Below are 15582 nucleotides of genomic sequence, written 5' to 3'. Positions count from 1 at the left end.
GACGCCCGCGAGCACCAGCGCCCGCCACGACACGCGCAGCAGGGCTCCGAGCGCGGCCTCGTCGGGGCCGTGCCCGCAGACGTCGCCGATGATCGCGTGCACCGTGCCGTCGGGGCCGAGAACGGCGTCGAAGAAGTCGCCACCGAGCAGCGAGCGCCGCCGTCCGGACCGGTAGTACTGGCGTGACCGCACCCCGCTGCCCGCGAGCAGCGGCGACGGCAGCAACCCGCGCTCCAGGCGCACGGACTCCGCGGCGGCGAGCTCCTCCTCCCGCAGCCGCAGCATGCTGGTCTCGGCGCGGCGGCGCTCCACGGCGTAGCGCAGCGCGCGGATCAGCACCTCGCCGTCGACCTTGCCCTTGACCAGGTAGTCCTGGGCACCGGCGGCGACGGCGGCCATGCCCAGGTGCTCGTCGTCGAGCCCGGTGAGGACGCACACCGCCGCGTGGTCGTCGGCCCGCAGCACCGCGTGCAGGCTCGCGAGTCCCGCGGTGCCGGGCATGTTCAGGTCCAGCAGCACGCAGTCGCACCCGGCCAGCTGCTCCAGCGCCGACCCCACCGTCGTGGCCACGGTGACGGCGAGCTCCGGGTCGACCTCGGCGAGCAGCTCCGTGACGAGGAACGCGTCGCCGGGATCGTCCTCGACGAGCAGCACGCGCCGGGCGGCCCCGCTGCTGATCACGTGGTTGCGCTGGCCCGCAGCACGGAGGTGAACAGTGCGAGCCCGTCCACCGAGGGACCGGTCAGCGTGTCGACGGCGTGCTCGGGGTGCGGCATGAGGCCCACCACGCGCCCGTCGGCGGAGCTGATGCCGGCGATGTCGGCCAGGGCCCCGTTGGGGTTGCCGCCGACGTAGCGGAAGACGACCCGCCCGGTGTCCTCCAGCTCGGCGAGGGTGGCGGCGTCGGCGACGTAGCGGCCCTCGGCGTTCTTGACCGGGACCAGGATCTCGCTGCCCGCCTCGATGTCGCCGGTCCAGGCGGTGTCGCTGGTCTCGACGCGCAGTCGCTGGTCACGGCACACGAAGTGCAGGCCGGCGTTGCGCACGAGGGCGCCGGGCAGCAGGCCCGCCTCGCACAGGATCTGGAAGCCGTTGCAGATGCCCAGCACCGGCATGCCGCGCCCGGCCGCGGCCACGACCTCGGTCATGATCGGGGCGATGCTGGCGATGGCGCCGGCGCGCAGGTAGTCGCCGTAGGAGAAGCCGCCGGGCACGACCACCGCGTCGACGCCCTCGAGGTCGCGGTCGGCGTGCCACAGCGCCACCGACTCGGCCCCGGCGTAGCGGACGGCCCGGGCCGCATCGACGTCGTCGAGGGTGCCGGGGAAGGTGATGACGCCGATCCTCATGGGGTACGACTCACCACCCAGTCCTCGATCACCGGGTTCGCGAGCAGCTCACCGGCGATGCGGTGCAGCGTCGCGTCGTCCAGCGCGTCGTCGACCTCGAGCTCGAAGTGCTTGCCCTGCCGCACGTCGGCCACCCCGGCCACGCCCATCCGCTGAAGCGCCCCCGCCACCGCCTGACCCTGGGGGTCGAGGATCTCGGGCTTGGGCATCACGTCCACCACCACTCTGGCCACGGGCGAGAGCCTACGTTCAGTCCAGGAACGCTGTCAGCGCGGGCAGCAGGAGCTCGGCCCGGCGTGTCGCCTGCATGTGCGTGGTGCCGGGCAGCACGAGCAGCTGCGAGCCCGGGATCAGCCGCTTCATCAGCGCCGCGTGCTCGAGCACGGTGAAGTCGTTGTCGCCCTGGACGATCAGCGTCGGCGCAGTGATGCCGGCGAGCTGCTCGTCGGTCCAGCCGGTCCAGCCCTCCACCGTCGTCATCGTGCGACCGGGCAGGGCGTCGAACCGGTCCGGGTGCGGGGAGAGCCGGGCGTAGGCCTGCGCCATGTCGGCGAAGTCCTGCGCCGTCGGCATGATCGGCGAGGTGGCGTAGGTGCCGGGGTCGGCCAGGTCGGGGTGCGCGCCGTCGGGTCGGACGCTCGCCGAGATCGGCACGGCCGAGAGCAGCCGGTCGCCGTGGTGCACCGCGAGCTCCAGCGTCGTGCCGCCACCCATGCTGTGGCCCAGGACGTGCGCGCGGTCGATGCCGAGGTGGTCGAGCAGTCCGACGACGTCGCCCGCCAGGGCCGCGTAGGTCATGTCGCGGTCGATGTCGGCGGTACGGCCGTGGGCCTGGAACTCGACGCCGATCACCCGGTGCTTCTTCGCCAGCCTCGGGATGAGACCGGCGAAGCTGAGGTCGATGGTCATCACGCCGCCGTGCAGCAGCACCAGTGGCGTGCCCTCGTCGCCGTGCACCTCGTAGTACATGTGGAGGCCGTTCACGTCCGCGTATCCGTTGGTCGTCATGCCACTACGACCCGGGGCCCCCGGCCGATTCATCGGTGCGCGGATAACGGTGTTCCCGCACTGATTTCCGCTCACGAGTCGTTCGGCGGACGATGGGCTGGTGAACGTCACCCACTACGGCCACGCCTGCGTGCTGCTGGACACCGGCGCCGCCCGGCTCCTGATCGACCCCGGCGCCTTCTCCACCGACTTCGAGACCCTCACCGGACTGGACGCCGTGCTGGTCACCCACCAGCACTTCGACCACCTGGAGATCGACAAGCTCCAGATCCTGCTGCGCGCCAATCCCGACGCCCGGCTGATCGTCGACGCCGGCACCGCGGAGCAGCTCTCGGCGTTCGAGCACGAGGTGGTCTCGCCCGGCTCGTCGTTCGAGGTGGCAGGCGCGCATGTCGACGTCCTCGGCGGGCAGCACGCCGTGATCCACCCGGACATCCCGGTGATCGTCAACAACTCCTACCTCGTGGACGGGTCGGTGCTGCACCCCGGCGACGCGTTCACGCCGCCGGAAGCGCCGATCGACGTGCTCCTGCTCCCGACCGGCGCCCCGTGGCTGAAGCTGGCCGACGCGGTCGACTACCTGCGCGACGTGGCCCCGCGCACGGCGGTCCCCATCCACGAGGCGGTGCTGGCCATGCCGCAGATGCACTACGGCATGTTCGAGAACCTCAAGCCCGAGGGCACGACGGTCCGGGTGCTGGACCGCGGCGAGGCCACCGCCGTCTGAGGACGGCGCCCAGCCCCGGGCGATGGCCGACCTCGTCGACGCAGCCCCGACCGCGCTGCCCTGATTCTCCTGGTGCGACACACCGATCCGCCGCTCACCACCGTCCGTCAGGACGCGTCCGTCGAGGGCCGCCTGGCCGCCGCCGCGCAGGTGGAGACCATCGCCCGGCGGCGCGCCGGGACGAAGCCGGAGATCACCCAGGTCGTGCTGCCCACCGCACTGGTGGTGCGCGACAGCACGGCTACGCCGCCCGCACCGCCGCCGCCTGCCGGTAGGTGAGCGGCTCCGCACCCAGCCCCAGCGCGGTGTCGACGGCGGCGAGCACCGCGTCACGACGGGGGGTGCGCTTGAGGTCCTTCGAGCGCACGTTGATCCGGACGAGCCCGCCGCGCCGGGCGGTGCGAACCACCTCGGTCTCCAGCACCCGGCAGCGCCACGACTCGGCGGCCTTCTGGTCATCGGCCACCGACCGGCGCTCCCCCGAGACCCGGAAACCCAGCACGCGGGACCGCTCGAACGATCCCTCGCCGAGGCGCCGCACGCCGTTCTCGTCGGCCAGCATCGCGAAGCCCTGCTCGGTGAGCGCCTCGGCGGTGCCCTCCGAGGCGAGCCAGCGCGGCGGGACGAACAGGTCGGTGCGCAGGCCGATCGCGGTGAGCACGCGGCGGGCCGCGGTCAGGCGCAGGCCGGCCTCGTGCCGGGGCAGCGAGGCGAACTCGGCCCGCCGGGCGAGCTTCCGCACGGCGGTCGGGTCGGGGGCGTGGTCGTAGCCGTGCAGCACGATCGCGTCACCGGCCTCCCGGCGCTCCAGCATCCATCGCACGAGCGGCGAACCCGGCTCCAGCGCGCCGGCCGTGCCGCGCGGACGCAGCAGCTGCGACGCCGCGACACCCCTCGCGTCCAGCTCGGCGGTGAAGGCGGCACTGCGGCGCAGCGACTCCGGGGAGTCGGCGGAGAGTCCGGAGAGCGAGACGATCAGTCGGGCGGCCACGGTGGGAATGAACTCACACGGACGTGAACGCCCAGCCGCGTCCGGTGATCCGTTCGTAGACCTCCACATAGCGGGCACGGGTGACGTCGACGACCTCGGCGGGCACATCGGGCCCGGGCGCGGTGCGGTCCCAGTCCAGCGTGGCGGACCAGTCACGCACGTACTGCTTGTCGAACGAGAACTGCGGGCCACCCGGCCGCCACCGGTCGGCGGGCCAGAAGCGCGACGAGTCGGGGGTGAGCACCTCGTCGCCCAGCACGATCGTGCCCTCGGTGTCGAGGCCGAACTCCAGCTTGGTGTCGGCCACGATGATCCCGTTCGCGGCCGCGGTCTCGGCGCCGCGGGTGTAGACGGCGAGGGTGAGCTCCTTCAGCCGCTGCGCCCGATCGGCGCCGATCAGCGCCACCACCTCGTCGAACGTCATGAACTCGTCGTGCTCGCCGACCGCCGCCTTCGTGGTGGGCGTGAAGATCGGCTCCGGCAGCTTCGAGCCCTCGACGAGCCCCGGCGGCAGCGCGACGCCCGACACGGTGCCGTGGCACTCGTACTCCTTGAGCCCCAGCCCGGCGAGGTACCCGCGCGCGATGCACTCGACGGGCAGCATCTCCAGCTTCTTCACCCGCACGGCCCGGCCGGCGAACTCGGCGGGCACGTCGGTGGCGGAGAGGACGTGGTGCGGCACGATGTCGGCGAGCTGGTCGAACCACCACAGCGACAGCTGCGTGAGCACCGCGCCCTTGTCCGGCACCGGCGTCGGCAGCACGACGTCGTAGATCGAGAGGCGGTCGGAGGCGACGAGGACCAGGTCACCCCGGTCGGAGTAGACGTCGCGGACCTTGCCCGAGTGCAGCAGCTTCACAGGATGGCTCCGGGGGTGTAGGCGGCGGCGTCGGGGTGGGCGTCGACGATCTCCTGGACGCGGGCGACCACGGTCGCGACCTGGGACGTCGCGGCACCGGTGAAGCGCAGCGGGTCGGCGAGCAACCCGTCGAGCAGGCCCGTGGGCAGGCCGAGGCGCCCGTCGCCGGCGAGGCGGGCGATCAGGTCGTTCTCGACCTGGCCCTTCTCCCGCATGGCCAGCGCGACGCCGACGGCGTGTTCCTTGATCACCTCGTGGGCGGTCTCCCGGCCGACGCCCGCGCGGACCGCGGCCATCAGCACGGCCGTCGTCGCGAGGAAGGGGAGGTAGCGGTCGAGCTCGCGCGCGATCACGGCCGGGTAGGCGCCGAACTCGTCGAGCACGGTGAGCGTGGTCTCGAACAGCCCGTCGAGGGCGAAGAACGCGTCGGGCAGCGCCACCCGACGGACGACCGAGTCGGAGACGTCGCCCTCGTTCCACTGCGACCCGGCCAGCTCGCCGGCCATCCCGGCGTAGCCGCGCAGCAGCACCATCATCCCGTTGATGCGCTCGGTGGACCGCGAGTTCATCTTGTGCGGCATCGCCGACGACCCGACCTGGCCCGGTTGGAAACCCTCGGTGGCGAGCTCGATGCCGGCCATCAGCCGGATGGTGGTGGCGAGCGACGACGGCCCTGCGGCGAGCTGCACCAGCGCGGAGAGCACGTCGAAGTCGAGCGAGCGGGGGTAGACCTGGCCGACGCTGGTCAGGCTCGCCTCGAAGCCGAGATGCGTGGCGACGCGGTTCTCGAGCGCGTCGAGACGAGCGGCGTCCCCGTCGAGCAGGTCGAGCATGTCCTGCGACGTGCCCATCGGGCCCTTGATGCCGCGGAGCGGGTAGCGGGCCGAGAGCTCCTCCAGCCGCGCGAACGCGACGAGGAGCTCGTCGGCGGCGGAGGCGAACCGCTTGCCCAGCGTGGTGGCCTGGGCGGCGACGTTGTGGCTGCGGCCGGCCATCGTCAGCTCGGCGTGCTCGGCCGCCCGGCGGGCCAGCCGGGCGAGGATCGCGACGGCCCGGTCGCGCACGTGCTCCAGCGAGAGCCGGATCTGCAGCTGCTCGACGTTCTCCGTCAGGTCGCGGCTGGTCATGCCCTTGTGGATGTGCTCGTGCCCGGCCAGGGCGCAGAACTCCTCGATGCGGGCCTTCACGTCGTGGCGCGTGACGCGCTCGCGGGCGGCGATGGAGGCGAGGTCGACGTTCTCGACGACGGCCTCGTAGTCCTCGACGACGCCGTCGGGCACGTCGATGCCGAGGTCGCGCTGGGCGCGGAGCACCGCGATCCACAGCCGGCGCTCCAGCACGATCTTGTACTCGGGCGACCAGAGCCTCACCAGCTCCGGGCTCGCGTAGCGGGCGGCCAGCACGTTGGGGATCACGTGCAGCAATGCTAGGCGCTCCGCGCCCGTGCGCGGAAATCAGTGCCAGGGCACCGATATCCGCTCACGAGTCGTCGCTCAGAGGTGACGGAGCAGGACCTCCCGGGCCGCGGCGCGGGGGTCGGGATCGGCCTCGATCAGGGCGCTGATCACGGCGCCGTCCACGAGCGAGACGAGATCGCGCAGGGCCACCTCGTCGTGCGGGTGGCCGGCGCGGGTGAGGATGTCGGCGAGCAGGGCGTCCAGCTCCCCGCGCAGCTCGCGCATCAGCGGCGCGAGGTAGGGCCGGCGCCCGGCGCCGACGAGTCGCTCGTAGCGCAGGAGCACCGCGTCGAGCCCGCCGCCGCGGGACTCGGGGCCGAGCAGGAGGTCGAGCACCAGCTCGGCGGCATCCCCCCTCAGCTCGCGCCCCTCCGCCAGCTCGTCGCGGCTCGTGCGCTCGACGGCGGCGAGCACCAGCTCGTCGAGCGACTCGAAGTAGTAGGTGGTGGACGCCAGCGGCAGTCCGGCCTTCTCCGCGACGGCCCGGTGGCGCACGGCGTCGAAGCCGCCGGAGCGCAGCAGCGCGGCGGCCGCCGTGATCAGCTCGTGTCGCCGCCGCTCGCCCTTGGGAGTGCCCACGGGCCCCAGTGTCCTCGCTGATCGTTCCGCCACGGGGTCGGCGGTGGTTCGATCGACGACCGCCCCCGTCTCGGAACGATCTAGAGGCGGGGGGCGAGGTACGCCACGACCGACGGCAACCGGTCGGCGAAGGGACCCGGTCCACCCGTCGCTCCGGTCGGCCCCTCCGCCTCGGAGGAGGCGATCACGGTGCCTCCCGATGCCGTCGGTGCCATGGGGGCACCCCCGAACGTCGGAGGTGCCTGATCGGGCGGCGAGTAGAAGACGCTGAGCACCCCGGACACACCCCGGTCGGTGACCTCGACGGCCACGCCGCGGCCTCCGCCGGCCCGGCACTCCGTGCTGACCGCCGCGGCGGGCGCGCCGATGATCTCGGGCAGGACCTGCTCGACGACCGCCCGCAGCTGCGGATCCTGCTTGTCGACGCACTCGGCGCCCGACGGGCCCAGCGGCACCCCCCCTGCCCCGGCCGCGTCCGACCTGCCGACCGGGGGGCTGCTGATCTCCGGAGCCGCCGCGGGCGCGCTCGCCGCGCTGGTCAGCGTGCCCTGGTCCCGAACGGTCGCCACCACCACGCCGGTGCCCGCCATCGCGACGGCCGCCGCCGCCACGCTCGAGAGCGCCACCCGCCGGCGCCTCGTGATCCGCTGCGAGGCCCGGGTGACGTCGAGGTAGTCGAATCCGGCCTCGGGTACTGCGGAGGCGGCGTCCCTGAACAGCGACGTCAACTCGTCGTCGTTCATGCCACTCCCTCCGCCAGATCGTCCAACGCGTCACCCAGCGCCAGCCGCAGGGCCGCCAGCCCGTGCGAGGTCTGGCTCTTCACCGTGCCCTCCGAACACCCCAGCGCCGCCGCGGTGCCGGCGATGTCGAGGCCCTCGAGGTAGCGCAGCACCAGCACCGCCCGTTGCCGGGGCGGCACCGACCGCAGCCCGTCCACCAGCACGTGCCGGGTGGCGACGCCCTCGGACGCGGCCCCGACCACCGCGGCGTCGATCGGCTCGGCCGTGAACCGCTCCCGCCGCCACGGCCGCCGCGACTCGTCCACCACCGCACGGGCCAGCGTGCGGCGCATCCACGCGTCGCGGGCACCGGGCTCACGGATCCGGCCCCAGTGCCGGTGCAGCGCGACGAACGAGGCCTGGGCGTGGTCGTCGGCGCGGTGCCAGTCGCCGCACAGCAGGTAGGCCGTGCGACGGACGGCGTCACGGCGCGCGCGGAAGTACTCCGCGAACTCCTGCTCCGAGGCGTCGTCCACCTGTCCCCTCCCCTTCGCACGCAAAAGACGGACGAACCACCCGACACGGTTGCACCCCCGCCCGAGGTTCACTCGAACGGCGTCAGCGCCGTGACCGTTCCGTAACCCTGACGCGACCGGTCCGACTCCTGCTGGTTGAATAAGAGGTCGTGCGACCCACATCACGAGCACGTCGAGCGGCGGCCGATCCGGCCAGGTCCGCGCGGGGCCCGATCGACCTCCGCTCCGACACCGTCACCCGCCCCACCAAGCAGATGCGCACCGCGATGGCGGAGGCCGAGGTCGGCGACGACGTCCTCGACCGGGATCCCACCATGCGTGCACTGGAGGAACGGGTCGCGGGGCTGCTCGGTGCCGCCGACGCGCTGTGGACGCCCAGCGGGTCGATGGCCAACCTCATCGCGCTGATGAGCCACCTGCGCCGGGGCGACACGTTCCTCGCGCCCGTCGGGTCGCACGTTCTCGACGCGGAGCTCGGCACGGCGGCCTGGCTGGCGGGCGGCATGCCGAGGCCGCTGGAGCACGATGCCGGGCCGGGCAAGGTCTCCCCCGACGCCGTACGCCGCGCCGCCGGCTCGAGCGGCCCGTACTACACACTGCGCGCCACCCTGTTGTGTCTGGAGAACACCCACAACGCCGCGGGCGGCACCGTCACCGCCCCCGACGAGCATGCCGCGGTCATGGCGGCCGCCCGGCGCGCGAAGCTGAGGGTCCACCTCGACGGTGCCCGGCTCTGGCACGCGGCGGTGGCCCAGGGCGTGCCGCCGGCCGCGCTCACCGTCGGGGCCGACACCGTGCAGGTCTGCCTGAGCAAGGGCCTCGGGGCACCCGTGGGGTCGGTCGTCGCCGGGTCCACGGAGTTCGTCGAGGAGGCCCGGCGGCTGCGGAAGATGCTCGGCGGCGGCGTCCGGCAGGGCGGCGTGCTGGCCGCGGCCGGGCTCGTCGCGCTCGACCGCATCGACCGGCTCGCCGAGGACCATGCCCGCGCCACCACGCTGGCCACCGGCCTGCAGGAGCGCGGCTGGCGGGCCGCCACCCCGCAGACCAACATCGTGCTGATCGCCGTCGCCGATCTCGAGGGCACGCTGCGCCGGTTCGAGGAGTCCGGGGTGCGGGCGTCGGCGATGTCGGGGCAGGTCAGGCTCATGACGCACGCCGACGTCGGCGACGCCGACATCGCGACGGCGCTGGACCGGATCGGCCCCATCGAGCCGCCGCCGCGCAGCAACGGCGGCCCGGCCCCGCGGCCGGTCAGGACGAGCGGTCGCGCTCCGGCAGGTCAGGCCGGGCAGTGATCGTCCGATGAGCAGGATCGGCGCGGCCACGAGCAGTCCGAGCACGGTCACCAGCACCATGTCGGTACGCAGGGATGCGATCAGGAAAGCCATCGCCAGCACGCCTCGAGCACCGCGACGGTCACCTGGATGACAGCCAGAGCCGCGTTCCTGCTGTCGGTCGCCGGAACGCGGCTCTGCTGTTCATCGGCGCTCCCCGCGCCGCCCCGTAGGGTCTACCTGGCCGCCGCGCCGGCCTCGTCGCCACGCGGATCCAGTGCTGTGTGCCGTGCGGTCCCGGGTCGGCAACCCCGCCATCACCGCGATCATCGCGTCACCGCGGGCGACGATCGCCGGTTACGGGATGATCCGCAGCGCCCTGGCCCGGACGACGGCCTCGAACCGGGTGTGTGCACCGAGCTTCCGCATCGCGCCGCGCAGGTAGGCCTTGGCCGTCTCCGGTTTGATGGACAGCCTGGTCGCCGCCTCCTGGTTCGTGCAGCCCAGAGCGATCTGTGCGACGACATCGACCTCCCGCGGCGACAGCCGGACGCCGGCGAGGGAGGCCTCCACCGTTCCTCCGCCGACGTGCGCGAGGCGGTTCGAGACGTCGCAGATCCGCTGGGACAGCCCCGCGTCGGAGATCAGCTGGGCGACGGCGCGGAGTTCGGCGTGCAGCGACCGGATCTCCTCGAGGCCGGCGATGTCGTGCACGTGCTCCGGCGCGGCGGTGGCGATGGTCTCGGCGTCCCGCATGCGGCGGCGGACCTCGTCCTGGACGGTGAGCTCCATGCTCAGACGCCGGCCCGCGCCGAGGATGGCGGACTTGCTGCGATCACCGAGCGCGTTGCAGTCGCGGGTGGCGACGTAGATCAACCCGACGACCCGGTCCCGGACCATGACGGGGGCGGCGGCGATCGAGGCCAGGCCCTCCGAAAGGACCCACGGATCGTACTCGTGGGTGATGGTGTCGGCGGTGCGATAGTCGTTGACCGCGGCCGGCCGATTCTCCGCGATGACGCGGCCCCCGAGACCGGACCCGGCCCGGACCTCGAGGTTGTGCAGGTTCTTCGTCCGGGTGCCCCAGAACTCGCTGAGCACGGCGGTCAGGCCGTTCTCCACGAAGGCCCCGAAGGCGACGGGCAGGCCGGAGCCGGCCTGCATCGACCGCAGCGTTGCGCGCAGCGCCCCCCGTGCGTCGAGGTCTGCCTGCGCCACTGGCTGGCCCATCGGAACCATCCTTGGTTCTGGGAGCGTCGCGGTTCCGCCGTCGTTGGAGGACGCGAGTGGTGCTGAGGTGGACGGCTGACAGCCCGTCCGGCAGGAACACCCGGAGGTGAACGGCTGGCCGGTCGTCGGGTGTCAGTGGATCGACATGGAGGTGACGCGCCGGCCCCGGGAGGAGAAGGCCCGGGACCGGCGCGTCGGTGATGGGGTCCGCCTTACCCCTGCGGACCGTTCTTCACGAGCCCTCCGACCGGACCCTCGACGTACCGCGGGTCGGCGGGCGGGAACTCCGACTCGACGCCGTTGGCACCGTCGGGCCGGTTGTCGCCGTTGAGGGCGTCCATGAGCTGGAAGTTCCCGTTGTCGGCCGTCCCCAGGATCGCGCTGAGACCCTGAGTGGGGCTCTGGGTCGCGGGACCGTCGGGGGCCGCCCCGTTGTCCTCGGAGGCCTGGGCGATACCTGTTCCGACCACCGACACGGCGATCGCCGCGGTCGCCAGTGCGGCCAGGGTGTAGCGCTTTGCGTTGTTCATGTGCTTCGTCCTCGTCTGTACGGGAAGTTCGGATGCGCGAGCCGGCCCCCGTCTCCCGCGAACGGGCGACGGGGGCCAACCGGGTCACATGTTCTGGGCGCCGTCCTTGATGGCTTCGCGGATGCGGTTGTAGGTCCCGCAGCGGCACATGTTGCGGATCTCCTCGATGGCGGAGTCATCCACCTCGCGGCCCTCGGCCTGGCACTGCCGGACCTTCGCCACCGCGGCCATGATCTGGCCCGGCTGGCAGTAGCCGCACTGGCCGACGTCGTACTTGAGCCAGGCGTCCTGCATCGGGTGCAGGCCGTCGCCCTCGACGGTGTCGGCGAGGCCTTCGATCGTGGTGATCTCGTCCTCGGGCTTGATGTCCTTGACCTGCACCGAGCAGGGGTTGAACGCCTTGCCGTTGTAGTGACTCGTGCAGGCCTTGCACACGTTGATCCCACAACCGTACTTCGGACCGGTCACCCCGAGCAGGTCCCGGATCACCCAGAGCAGGCGGACATCGTCGTCGGTGTCGACCGTGACGGTCTTGCCGTTGAGCTTGAAAGTCTGGTCAGGCATGTCTGGACTCCTCAGTACAAGAACTCGAGGCTGTTGGTGGGCGACGGCGGGATCGGCGGGATCGTCGGGTACGGCTCGAACGGCAGCGGGTCCTTGTGCAGGAGCGGGGTGTACGTCGGCTCCTGTCCGGTCGCGCGCCGCCAGCCGTTCACGGTCGCCGACATTGCGGCGGCCACCCCGGCCTCACCGGCGCCGGCCGGCTCGGGGGACTCCGAGTCCTCGAGGACGATGATGTTGATCTCCGGCGGGGTGTTCCACTGCCGGGTGTAGTAGTAGTTGTCCCAGCTCGCCTCGAGGAAGTGCCCGTTGTCGAAGTGCAGGCCGGCGGTCAGGGCGTTGGCGATGCCGTCGTTGATCCCACCCATCATCTGTGCCTTGTATCCGTTCGGGTTGATCAGGAGCCCGGGGTCGACGACGAAGGTGAGCTTGGTCACGCGCGGACCGGTCTTGCCCTTGACGATCGGCCGGTTCACCGTCTCCGGCCGGGCGTCGAGCTCCACGATGCAGGCCATGACGGCCTTGTACTCCTGGTGGAAGCCGATGCCCTGAGCGGTGCCGGGCTCCATCGACTTGCCCCAGTCGGCCTCCTTGGCCACCCGCTCGAGGACCCGCCTCGCGCGCTCGGTCTTGATGAACTCCGTCCGGAACTTCATCGGGTCCTTCTTCAACCGCTCCGCGATCTTGTCGATCATCACCTCACGGGCGGTGCACGTGTCCGGGCCGTAGACGTTGCGGGTCGAGCCGGTGTTGAAGCCCATGTTGACTTCGTTCATGAACCGGGTGTTCACGCCGAAGTTGTAGGGCGTGAGCACCGAGATCTCCCAGAAGGTCTCCGACACCCCCAGGTTCCCGCCCGGCGCCTTGATCAGCTGCGACGTGAGCACGTCGGTCAGCCCCTCGTCGACCTCCATCCCGACGCCGGTGTAGCGGAGCTCGAAGCTCGCCACCGCGTCGTCGGTGAGCACGGCGCGCACCCGTGTGGTGCACAGCGGCTTGACCCGGCCCTGACGGCAGTCGTTGGCACGGTCCCACATCAGCTTGACCGGCTTGCCGAAGGCCTTCGCGGCCTCGGCTGCCTCCTGGATGGAGTCGTTGAACAGCCGGCGGCCGAACGAGCCACCACCAGGGATGACGTGGAAGTCGACCGCGTTCTGCGGGATGCCGAGCTTCTGGGCGGCGATCTTCTGGCCGGAGATCGGGCTTTTCGCAGGGGCCCAGACCTCGGCCTTGCCGTTCTTGAAGGAGACGATCGCGCAGTTCGTCTCCAGCGCGGAACCGTTGCGGCTGTAGTGGACGAAGTCCTGCTCGATGGTCTTGCCGGGTACCGCGGGCACGGCCAGCGGCAGCTCGGCGGCGCGCAGCTGCTTCACGACGTCGGCGTCGCTCTTGCCGGCGAGGGTGCCCGCGTTCCAGTTCACCTGCAGGGCGTTCACGGCGTCGATGCACTGTCCGAACGTCCGCGCCCGGACCGCCCAGCCGTTGCCGATCCGCGCCACGCCCTCGACGCCGGGCATGTTCCGGACCTCGTCGATGTTCGACGGATCGCCCTTCTTCGGGAACCCATTCAGGTCGGGCGCCCGGCAGATCATCGTCGGCAGCGCGTCCGGGATCTGCAGATCCATCGCGAACTTCTTCTGGCCGGTGACGATGGCGTACTGGTCGTCCTTGTTCCGCGGCTTGCCGATGACCTTGAACTGCTCGCGCGGCTTCAGGACCACGTCGACTGCCTTGGTGACGGGGCTGGCCGCCAGCGTGGTCAGGTCGCCGAAGCCGATCGCCTTGCCGGTCGTGTCGACGACGGTCTGGCCCGCGACCGTGAGCGTGCGCTTGTCCTGGCCCAGTTGCTGCGCGGCCGCTTCGAGCAGCGCGCCCTTGGCGATCGCGGCCGCGACCCGGACCGGGGTGTAGAGGGAGTATGTCGAGCTGGAACCGCCGGTGAGCTGATTGAACAACAGCTCCGGACGGGCGTCCGCCAGCGTGACCTTGACGTTCGCCGGGTCGCAGCCGATCTCCTCGGCGATGATCATCGCGAAGGAGGTCTGGATGCCCTGGCCGTTGTCCGAGCGCGGCAGCGCGAACGACACGGTGCCGTCCTTGTTGACCTCGACCTTGAGAAGGGCGTTGGTCGGGCGGCAGGCGTCGCGGTAGGAGTCCACGAACTCGTAGTACTCAGGGGTCTGCGGCGGGGACGGCAGTGCGGCGGCGTTGGCCACGGAGGCCCAGGGCGAGCTTTCCGGCCAGACCGTCTCACGGGCCATCTCCGCGGCGACGACGAGCGTCGGCGCGGCGATCAGATAGCCGAGGAAACGCCGGCGGTTGACCGGGCTGCGGCCGGTGCCGGACTTCTCGACCGGGTCGAGTTGCGTGGTGGTGCCTGCGCGATGAGCGGGCATCGTTGTCCTCTCCTGTACGGATCCCGGCCGGGCGCGAGGGGGAGCGAACCCAAATTCGGGACTTCTCGAAGCCCGTAACGATGTCCGCTCGGGAGCGATACGGATATCGGTGGGAAAGAACGTCGCCATAGGGCACCGACCCCAAACCACTCATGGGCTTCGACCTGCGGTTCTAAGGCGAGCCTTATCAGCAAATGCTGGGCTGTCGCAGGCTATCGTCCGCATCTGCGGAAGTGAAGGTTGATGTCCGCTGATGCCCGTTACCCCCTTCCGGGGGTGGGCTCGACGCGCAGCCTTCGCCCGCACCGAAGGCCCACAGCCTGGCGAGCAGCGGGCCGGAGCACCCGTGGGTCCCGGGCCGGAGACGAGCGTATCGCCCGACGCGAAGGCCGTCCGGCTGCCGCGCGGACGTGCCACGCGCGGCCCCCGCCGGACTCAGGAAGATCACCCCACTGCCGACCTCGGCGTCGGTGGCCCGGCCGTACGTCAAGCCGACCCGGACACAGCTCAGCCCTTCATCACGTGAATCTTGCGGGTTCGGTGGGACGGGCGGCGCGTGGGCCGGTCCGCACTGACGACCGCCCCACCGAGGCCGCGGGCACCGGGCACCGGGCACCGGGCACCGGAAGGATGACCGGATAACCGCGGGGAGGGACGGCCCGATCACCTGGCGTTTCGCGTCGTGTAGCTGCCGTGGGTGGGGGTGAAGACCGTGGGTGCCGGGTGGGTGGATGCCCGGGTAGCTGGGTGGGATTCGACGGCCGCCGCCCGGGCCCCGGTCAACGCGCGAACCTCCATCTCGGCGAACCGGCGGTCCGCGTCCGACTCGGGGCGGCCGAGGAACGTACCGATCACACCGAGCAGGAACGAGGCGGGGATGGACACCAGGCCCGGATTGGCCAGCGGGAACCACGCGAAGTCGACACCGGGCAGCATCGCGGTCGGCGTTCCGGACACGGCCGGCGAGAAGATGACCAGGACCGACGCGATGGCCATCCCGCCGTACATGCTCCACACCGCACCGGTCGTGTTGAACCGACGCCAGAACAAGCTGAACAGCAGCGACGCCATGTTCGTCGACGCGGCCACGGCGAACGCCAACGTGACCAGCACGGCGACGTTCTGGCCGTTGGCCAGGATGCCGCCGCCGGTGGCGACCACTCCGACGACGACCGCCGTGCGCCGCGCCACGCGGATCTCGGCGACCGGCTCGGCGTTCCCACGTTTGACGACATTCGCGTACAGATCATGGGCGACGGACGCCGATGCGACGATGGTCAGCCCGGACACCACGGCCAGGATGGTGGCGAACGCGACCGCCGCAACGATTCCCAGGAGGAGCCGCAACGATTCCCAGGAGGAG

The 15582-nt window shown here is 71.6% G+C and carries 17 protein-coding genes and 1 pseudogene; 3 read left to right on the top strand and 15 right to left on the bottom strand.

Annotated elements, in window-relative coordinates; all coding sequences use genetic code 11:
• The 4 genes from BGP03_RS05315 to BGP03_RS05300 all read right to left on the bottom strand — a co-directional run.
• A partial coding sequence (locus BGP03_RS05315; protein ID WP_299735672.1) for a response regulator occupies positions 1-681 on the bottom strand: 681 nt, incomplete at its 3' end.
• Complete coding sequence (purQ, locus tag BGP03_RS05310) at positions 678-1349, bottom strand: phosphoribosylformylglycinamidine synthase subunit PurQ (RefSeq protein ID WP_296376534.1); 672 nt, start codon at positions 1347-1349, stop codon at positions 678-680. The genes purQ and BGP03_RS05315, both read right to left, overlap by 4 nt.
• Positions 1346-1582, bottom strand: coding sequence for a phosphoribosylformylglycinamidine synthase subunit PurS (gene purS / locus BGP03_RS05305; protein WP_296376536.1), 237 nt, complete (start codon positions 1580-1582; stop codon positions 1346-1348). The genes purQ and purS overlap by 4 nt, the downstream gene beginning before the upstream one ends.
• A 16-nt stretch (positions 1583-1598) precedes the next feature.
• The gene (locus BGP03_RS05300) at positions 1599-2357 is read right to left on the bottom strand and encodes an alpha/beta hydrolase (RefSeq protein ID WP_296376538.1); all 759 of its coding nucleotides are present in this window, start codon (positions 2355-2357) and stop codon (positions 1599-1601) included.
• A gap of 100 nt (positions 2358-2457) precedes the next feature.
• Here BGP03_RS05300 and BGP03_RS05295 point away from each other — a divergent pair, with 100 nt between their 5' ends.
• Positions 2458-3084 (top strand): MBL fold metallo-hydrolase, encoded by a 627-nt coding sequence (locus BGP03_RS05295; RefSeq protein ID WP_298799205.1) that lies wholly within the window; start codon positions 2458-2460, stop codon positions 3082-3084.
• A gap of 72 nt (positions 3085-3156) precedes the next feature.
• A complete protein-coding gene (locus tag BGP03_RS05290) occupies positions 3157-3363 on the top strand; it encodes a substrate-binding domain-containing protein (protein ID WP_296376543.1) in 207 nt (68 codons plus the stop codon).
• On the opposite strand, the gene BGP03_RS05285 is transcribed toward BGP03_RS05290, so the two are convergent.
• From BGP03_RS05285 to BGP03_RS05260, 6 genes are all read right to left on the bottom strand, one after another.
• Complete coding sequence (locus BGP03_RS05285; RefSeq protein WP_296376545.1) at positions 3326-4075, bottom strand: DUF2334 domain-containing protein; 750 nt, start codon at positions 4073-4075, stop codon at positions 3326-3328. The genes BGP03_RS05290 and BGP03_RS05285 overlap by 38 nt on opposite strands.
• A 13-nt stretch (positions 4076-4088) precedes the next feature.
• On the bottom strand, positions 4089-4934 hold the full coding sequence (locus BGP03_RS05280; protein WP_296376548.1) for a phosphoribosylaminoimidazolesuccinocarboxamide synthase: 846 nt from the start codon (positions 4932-4934) through the stop codon (positions 4089-4091).
• Positions 4931-6349 (bottom strand): adenylosuccinate lyase, encoded by a 1419-nt coding sequence (gene purB / locus BGP03_RS05275; protein ID WP_296376550.1) that lies wholly within the window; start codon positions 6347-6349, stop codon positions 4931-4933. Before purB ends, BGP03_RS05280 begins: the two co-directional genes overlap by 4 nt.
• 78 nt (positions 6350-6427) lie before the next feature.
• Positions 6428-6970, bottom strand: a complete 543-nt coding sequence (locus BGP03_RS05270; protein ID WP_298799204.1) for a TetR family transcriptional regulator — start codon at positions 6968-6970, stop codon at positions 6428-6430.
• 80 nt (positions 6971-7050) lie between these two features.
• On the bottom strand, positions 7051-7713 hold the full coding sequence (locus tag BGP03_RS05265; protein WP_296376554.1) for a hypothetical protein: 663 nt from the start codon (positions 7711-7713) through the stop codon (positions 7051-7053).
• A complete protein-coding gene (locus tag BGP03_RS05260; protein ID WP_296376555.1) occupies positions 7710-8228 on the bottom strand; it encodes a SigE family RNA polymerase sigma factor in 519 nt (172 codons plus the stop codon). Before BGP03_RS05260 ends, BGP03_RS05265 begins: the two co-directional genes overlap by 4 nt.
• 149 nt (positions 8229-8377) lie before the next feature.
• Here BGP03_RS05260 and BGP03_RS05255 point away from each other — a divergent pair, with 149 nt between their 5' ends.
• Positions 8378-9523: a GntG family PLP-dependent aldolase gene (locus tag BGP03_RS05255; protein WP_296376557.1), complete on the top strand. Its 1146-nt coding sequence runs from the start codon at positions 8378-8380 to the stop codon at positions 9521-9523.
• A gap of 336 nt (positions 9524-9859) precedes the next feature.
• Here the strand turns inward: BGP03_RS05255 and BGP03_RS05250 are convergent, their stop codons facing one another.
• The 5 genes and pseudogenes from BGP03_RS05250 to BGP03_RS05230 all read right to left on the bottom strand — a co-directional run.
• Complete coding sequence (locus tag BGP03_RS05250) at positions 9860-10732, bottom strand: LuxR C-terminal-related transcriptional regulator (RefSeq protein ID WP_296376559.1); 873 nt, start codon at positions 10730-10732, stop codon at positions 9860-9862.
• 212 nt (positions 10733-10944) lie between these two features.
• Positions 10945-11262 (bottom strand): hypothetical protein, encoded by a 318-nt coding sequence (locus tag BGP03_RS05245; protein ID WP_296376560.1) that lies wholly within the window; start codon positions 11260-11262, stop codon positions 10945-10947.
• Between the two features lie 84 nt (positions 11263-11346).
• Entirely contained in the window at positions 11347-11826 is a 480-nt protein-coding gene (locus BGP03_RS05240) for a 2Fe-2S iron-sulfur cluster-binding protein (RefSeq protein ID WP_296376562.1), read from the bottom strand.
• Between the two features lie 11 nt (positions 11827-11837).
• Positions 11838-14348 (bottom strand): molybdopterin cofactor-binding domain-containing protein, encoded by a 2511-nt coding sequence (locus BGP03_RS05235; RefSeq protein ID WP_298799203.1) that lies wholly within the window; start codon positions 14346-14348, stop codon positions 11838-11840.
• A 534-nt stretch (positions 14349-14882) separates the two neighbouring features.
• Positions 14883-15582, bottom strand: a pseudogene (locus BGP03_RS05230) (hypothetical protein); the annotation flags it as partial.

Origin of the sequence: Pseudonocardia sp. 73-21 (genome assembly GCF_001899645.1) — a bacterium.
GTDB lineage: Bacteria > Actinomycetota > Actinomycetes > Mycobacteriales > Pseudonocardiaceae > Pseudonocardia.
This window is presented reverse-complemented; position numbering and strand designations above follow the sequence as displayed.